Genomic DNA, 262 nt, shown 5'->3' with positions numbered 1-262 from the left:
CGCGCAAGCTGGACGCACTTGCGCGCTGGCTGGACGCCATCGCCTTCGCGCAGGCGCATCCGGACCCGGCCCAGGAGGACGCGAAGATCGCGGCCAACCGCCGCGACTTCCAGGCGCGCTACGACCGCGCGCGCCTGCTGGTGGCCGAGCAGCGCTGGACGGCGGCCATGGACGAACTGCTGGAGATCCTGATGCGCGACAAGGCCTGGAGCGAGGACCTCGCGCGCAAGACCTACATCGCGATCCTGGAGATCATCGAGCC

Annotated in this window: 1 protein-coding gene; it reads left to right on the top strand. The window is 70.2% G+C overall.

Annotation, left to right across the window (positions count from 1 at the left end; translation table 11 throughout):
* The coding region (locus ACY9Z2_RS19115) for a tetratricopeptide repeat protein (RefSeq protein ID WP_463611262.1) at positions 1 to 262 on the top strand (262 nt) is incomplete at both ends.

This window comes from Virgibacillus sp. GM2-2 (assembly GCF_055329585.1).
Note: the sequence above shows the minus strand (reverse complement) of the source record. Positions and strands in the feature narration are given on the sequence as shown.